The organism is Acidobacteriota bacterium (genome assembly GCA_012517875.1).
Lineage (GTDB): Bacteria > Acidobacteriota > JAAYUB01 > JAAYUB01 > JAAYUB01 > JAAYUB01.
The window spans coordinates 22043-28042 of the sequence record JAAYUB010000081.1; the positions used below are offsets into that span (position 1 = coordinate 22043).

At 68.2% G+C, this 6000-nt stretch carries 3 protein-coding genes; all 3 read right to left on the minus strand.

The window, feature by feature from the left end; all coding sequences use genetic code 11:
• Positions 1-18: 18 nt before the first annotated feature.
• The 3 genes from GX414_08580 to GX414_08590 all read right to left on the minus strand — a co-directional run bounded on the left by GX414_08580 (position 19) and on the right by GX414_08590 (position 5479).
• On the minus strand, positions 19-3594 hold the full coding sequence (locus GX414_08580) for a protein kinase (GenBank protein ID NLI47149.1): 3576 nt from the start codon (positions 3592-3594) through the stop codon (positions 19-21).
• A 303-nt stretch (positions 3595-3897) separates the two neighbouring features.
• The gene (locus GX414_08585) at positions 3898-4071 is read right to left on the minus strand and encodes a hypothetical protein (protein NLI47150.1); all 174 of its coding nucleotides are present in this window, start codon (positions 4069-4071) and stop codon (positions 3898-3900) included.
• Positions 4072-4201: 130 nt separating this feature from the next.
• On the minus strand, positions 4202-5479 hold the full coding sequence (locus GX414_08590; protein NLI47151.1) for a VWA domain-containing protein: 1278 nt from the start codon (positions 5477-5479) through the stop codon (positions 4202-4204).
• Positions 5480-6000: the final 521 nt, after the last annotated feature.

Genomic DNA, 6000 nt, shown 5'->3' on the forward strand with positions numbered 1-6000 from the left:
TCTCCTGTCTCCTGTCTCCTATCTCCTGACTCCCTCCTTCCCTCCGGCCATCCGCTCGGCTTCGGCCAGCAGCGGCGCCAGGCTGCGGTCCAAAAAGGGACCTTTGGGAAGGGCGGCGTGCAGATCGTCCGCCGCAGCCGATGCGGCCAGGTGCGCCTGCTCCGGATTCCGCTCCACTTGCGCCTGCAGCAGTCGGAGGGCGGCACGCACCGCCAATGCTTCGAACTGTTCCGGGTCGATCTCGAAGGTCCGCGTGGCGTCGGCGATTCCGCCGGTGATCCAGCGGTCCGGCCGGCGGCGGCACACCAGCTCCCACGCCGCACGGTGCCGTCGCACCTGGGCCCGGCACAGCGCGGCGTCGGCGCTGTCGGGGTTGAGGCGCAGCGCCTCGCCGGCGGCGCGTTCCGCCTCGTCGAACACCGCTTCGGGCCGTCCGCCCGGCCGGGCGTTCCACCGGGCCTGGACCAACGCCGCGTCCGCCCACTCGCGATGGAGCGATGGGCTGTTCGGATTGATTGCCCGGCCCCTGGTCAACGCCGCCCGGGCCGCCGCGAGAGGCGCCGTCGGATCACGGCCGCTCTCCAGCACATACCGGGCCAGGATGGTGTGCGCCGCTCCCTCGTTGACAAACGCGGTGAGGCTGCCTGGATTCACCTCTTGGGCGCGGCGGTACCAGGCGACTGCGTCGCTGACAAGGGCGGCGGGATCACCTCCTTCCAAGAGAACCTGATAAGCCAGGCGCTGGTAGATCGTGCCCAGATTGGTGTAGCCGGCGGCGAAACGCGGGTTCAGCCCGATGGCCTTTTGGTACGCCTCGATCGCCTCCCGGAACAGGGGGCGGGGATCCTGATTCAACTGCTGCAGGTAGGACCCTTGTCGGAGCTGGATGTTGGCCAGGTTGATCCACGCATGGGGTAGCACCGGATTGATGGCCATGGCTTGGCGGCAGGCGGCGGCGCCCCGTTCGTGCGTGACAGTGGGATCCAGGCCGTGACTGATCTCCCAGGTGCCGATGGAGCTGTACACGCCTCCGATATTGCTGTGCACGGTGGCCAGGCGCGGGTTGATCCGAATCACTCCGTCCAGGTGCTGCAGCGCGCGCTCCAGGTTGGGGCGCGGATCCTTGCCTTCCGCCGCCTCCGTGTCGGCCAAGGTCCAGTACACGAGGCCCAGACTGTTCTCGGCGCCTGTGGAGTCGGGATTGAGTTCCACGGCGCGCGTGAGGGCGACGACAGCCTCGCGCAGTGCCGGCCTGGCATCGACGCCCCGGCCCTGGTCGCTCTCAGCCCGCCGCCACCAGGCCTGCCCGAGGTTCAGATGCGCGTCGTCGTTGGCCGGATCGGCGCGCACCGCGTCCCGTGCGGCCGCCACGGCTTCGTCCAGGGCGCGAGCCGGATCCTCGCCGGAATTGGCCTGGTATTCGGCCAGCCGCCAATGCAGGACTGCCCGCTGGGTGTGCAGACGGCTGTCGTGCGGGGCCACCGCCGCCGCCTGCCGCCAGGCTGTCAGACCCGCCGCGAAGGCGGCGGGCACGTCGCCGCCGCTCACCGCCTCCAGCTCCAGGCGCTGTGCCGCGTTCACCGCCCGCTCGACGAAGGCGGTCGGCGCGCTCCGGGCGATGGCAGTCGCTTCATCGAAAGCCGCCGCCGCGGCGTCCAAGTCGCGGCGCGCCGCAGCCATGTCACCACGGCCGCTGGCAGCTCCCGCCCGCAACTGGAGCGCTCGCCCCTGCAGAACCCAGGCCTCGAAAAACCAGCGGGTGTGCGCCGCCGCCCGGCGGGCGCGGACCAGCGCCTCGTCCCAGCGCGACTCGTGGAGCGCCAGGGTCGCCGCCACGTAGTCGGACGCCCCGGCCGCGCTGCCTTGGGCCCGGGTCAGGTACCCGAGAGCCGGTTCGCGCAATGCGCGTCCAATCGCCGCTTCCTGCGCCTCGCGCAGCTCCTTGCCGCGGATTCGGCGCACCCGGTCCATCTCCTCCAGATAGAGCGCTCCCAGCGCCTGCCCCAGCGCGCCGGCCACCTCACCGCCCCGGTATCCCGCGGTCCACGCCCGCTCCAGGTGACGGCGGGCCGCGGCCCAGTCGCGCAACGCCAGGAAACCACGCCCCAAGGCGTAGTGACCCGGACCGGCCGCGGCGTCGGCCATGGCGTCCGCCTGACGCTCGAGGCGCACCAGAGCGGCGCGCGCCTCACGCTCCTCGGCGGTCACGTCGTGGGCGGGAGCAAAGTAGGCCACCCGGAGCGTCTGTTCGATGGCCGATACCTCCTGACCGAATTCGGCGGCCCGCCGGGCTTGGGCCTGCAGCCGCCATTTTTCCGCCGCCAGCCAGCCGCCCAGCACCAGGGTGACGGCGGCCACGGCCGCAATCACGGCAGCCGACGTCTGGTGCCGCCGCACCAGCTTGACGGCCCGCTGCCGCAGGCTGGGCGGGCGGGCCAGAATCGGCTCAGCCGCCAGCACCGCTTCCAAGTCCCGGGCCACGGCGAAGGCCGAATCGTAGCGGCGGGCGGGGTCCTTCTCGAGGCACTTCATGACCACCGTCTCCAAGTCGGGCGGCAGGTCGGGCGCGCGACGCCGCAGCGGCGCCGGCTCCTCGCTGAGGATCCGTACGACAGTGGCCACGGCGGTAGGACCGGCCAGGGGCGGAACGCCGGTCAGCAGGTCGTAGAGGGTGGCGCCGAGACCGTAGATATCGGCGCGCCGGTCCACGCCCTCCCGAGTGCCGCGGGCCTGCTCGGGTGACATGTAGGCCGGTGTGCCCAGCAGCGCGCCGGTGACCGTGAGGCCGGAGGCCGACAGTTCCCGGGCCAGGCCGAAGTCCACCACATACGGATGGAGCGCGCCGTCCGCGCGACGCTCCACCAGGATGTTGCCCGGTTTGACATCCCGGTGGACCAGTCCTTCCCTGTGCGCGGCCTGAAGGGCGTCGGCGGCCCGGATGATGATCCGGACCATCTCCTCCCAACTCAGTTCGTTGCGCAGCGCGGCCACGGGCGGACCGTCGATGTACTGCATGGCGATGAAGGGCCGGCCCTCCAGGTCGCCCACCTCGTACACGCGGCAGACATGCTCGTGCTGGACCCGAGCCTGGATGCGCGCCTCCTGCAGGAAGCGTTCCACCGTTTCCAGATCGTCGCGGTGCAGGAATTTGATGGCCACCCGGCGCCCGAGCCGCGGGTCCTCGGCGAGAAACACCTCTCCCATGCCGCCGCGACCCAGCAACCGGACAACCCGGTAGCGATCCCATTCCGCCATCCGTGCACCAAACGCCGGATCGCCGCTGTCGCCGGCTGGGGCGGTGGGTGTCGGATCGGTGAGGGGACCGCCGGTCGGGGGCGTGCGCGGCGCGCCTCCGAGCTCCTCGGCCAGTCGGCGGACCAGCGACTCGTCGAGGCAGCCGCGGCGAATCAGGGTGTCGAGCAGGCCCGCGGCGTCCGGATGCGGACGGTCGGCGCCGGAGGACGGCTGGGTGTCGTTGGGCGGGGCGTGGTCCTGGCGGGCGTGGTTTTGGCGGGCCTGCTCCAGCGCTGCGGCGGAGAGGTGCCCGCGCACCAGCGCCAACTGGATGATCCGGTCGGCCTTGGCTGACTCCATGCAACCTCCCGCTCCCGCGGTTTCCGATGCAGCCTAGCCCAGCCGCGCCATCCGGCGGTCGGCTGTTGTCCGGCGGTCGGCGGTCAAAGGATAACGTGGCGTGCCTTGGAACCGATTGTACCTGCAATTTCCCTGCAGGGCAACGCTCGGGCTGAATCCCCCGGTTCCCCCCAGATCATGACCAGGACCAGTCGCCACGGAAGTAGCCGCTGACGGGTCAGGGATCGGAGGCCGGCCGGCTGATTCGCAATGGCTTCCTCCACGACAGCGGAGGCGTGAAATGAAATTCAAACGGATGGCCGGCTACTTGAGATCCACGTAGCGCAGTGCCGTGCTCGTCCAGTCGAATTCGGCGTCGCGCACCGCCAGCCGCACCTGGCACTCGCCCGCCTCGGGCAACGCCACGTCATACGGCAGGATCAGGTCCTTCGCCCGGGCCGCCTCGAACTGATCCGGCGGCGCTGACACGGTGAACACGGGTCGGATTGGTCGATCAGGTTCCCGTTCTTGTCCAGGGTGACAGCCAGCATGTCGATGGTGGCCTGGTAGTCGCCTGCCTGGTTCCGAACGAATCGGAGCCGGCGGGGATCAAGGCGAACCAGCGACCTCATCGCGGGCGGCGGGCCATCCGACTCCACATCGATTGCCAAGACAGGGGGTCGTCGGTCAATGGCCGGACCAGCGCCTGGGTCAGGGCTTCCAGCCGGGACCGGGTGGACGGCCAGCGGGCGTTTTTGTTGCGGCCGAGATAGCCGCGGCGGTAGTTCAGCCTGAGCCTGGGCCGGACAGTCTCCAGTTTCAGCTTGTTGAACCGCGGGTGCTCGCCGTCGTTCTGGAACGCCTGTTCCGACAGCGTGTAGCCAATGATGTAGTAACCGCCCTGAGCCTGCAGAATGAGATCCAGCGCCTTGCTGATGTCGTTGTTGGCGTTAACGCACACGCCGCCGGTCGAATTGGCCAGAACGGCCAGGCCCGACTGTTCGTGACCGGGCGACGCATACATTCTTCTCTCGATCGCCTGCAGCTGCGCCTCCCGGGCTTCGAAGCTGCCCTGGGCGTAATACGGTTCTCTGCCCGCCGCATCGGCGGTCATGTTCCTTGTTTCCAAGCCGCCCGGCCGGACAGGGTAGATGCGAACCGCAGCGGTGTTCGCCTGGTCGACGAGCTCGTGGAATCGGGAGAGGTAGTCCAGAAACCGTGAGCCCGTCGGCTGCATGGGAGTGTCGTCGGTCAGCAGGACCACCGCCTTCCGTCCCGGCCTGGCTGACAGGTTCTGCATGACGCCCTCCAGGGTGTTGAACGTGCCAGCCACGGCCACCTGCTCCCGAAAATAGGCATATTTGCACAGGGACCGTTCCCGCTGCAGGCTCCGCCAGAGGCCGCCCACGGTCAACAGCGGCGCCATCGCCAGCTCCTCCGCCGCCACCGCCCCGCTGAGGCCAGTCCGGCTGAACGGGTTCCATCGCAGCCGTCCGATGGCCGCCCGGAGAAGTGCCTTGTCCGCGGTGACCGGCTGGAACGCCCCGAGGTCTTTGCCGGTGCACAAAAGCGCCACCCGGTCGCCGTCTCGCATCTGTTTGTCCACGAAGCGCCGGAGCACCCGGCGGGTGTTGGCGAGGCTGGTGAACCGGAGCCCCAGGTCGTCCACCACCGGCACGATGCAGGTGGGCTCTCGGCTACTACCTGATCTCTGCAGAGCACCTGATCCGCCGGTTCCTTCAAGACCGGCCGGTTCGGCACCGGACGCACCCGGTCGCCCAGTGGCTTCGGGCACGTACCGCAGGTACACGACGGGTCGGAGCGATCCGTTCTCGTACACCCGGAAATCCTCCGCTTTCAGTTCGCACACCGGCCGGCCCTTGGCGTCAGTCACGGTCACGTCCATCTAAACCAAATCCACGGAGATCTTCACCACGTGCTTCGGCTGCGGGTCCACGTCAGCCGGTTGACCCCACCCCGCGCACAGGGCCTGGCACACCAAGAGAATCACCACAATCATCCGACTGGAACGGCCAGCGCGCATCGGACACATCCCCAACCTTACCTGTCGTTTTGTTTCCTGCCGGCATATCGCCTTTGCCGATTCGGAGGACGAACCGGCGAAAATCAGGACGAAGATCAGGACACCCACATTCTGTATTCGCGAAGATCAGGACACCCATATTCTGTATCCACATGTTTCCGCACATCCATCAGCATTTGGCAGACCGCCGGGTGGCGTCCGGATGTCGCGAGGTGATCACCCAGGTTTTTGGGTGTCCAGTATTTCGTCCAGTTTTTCGGTTGTAGGTGTCCAGTTTTTCGGTTTTTGGATGTCCAGTATTTCTCATGATCACCCAAGTTATTAGGTGTCCAGTTTATCCGATGGTTTACTCGGCCAGGCCCGGACAGGTTGTGATCCGGCAG

Coding starts and splice junctions, on each gene's coding strand:
- GX414_08580 (NLI47149.1), bottom strand. CDS start 3,594: ATGGAGTCAGCCAAGGCCGACCGGATCATCCAGTTGGCGCTGGTGCGC.
- GX414_08590 (NLI47151.1), bottom strand. CDS start 5,479: ATGGACGTGACCGTGACTGACGCCAAGGGCCGGCCGGTGTGCGAACTG.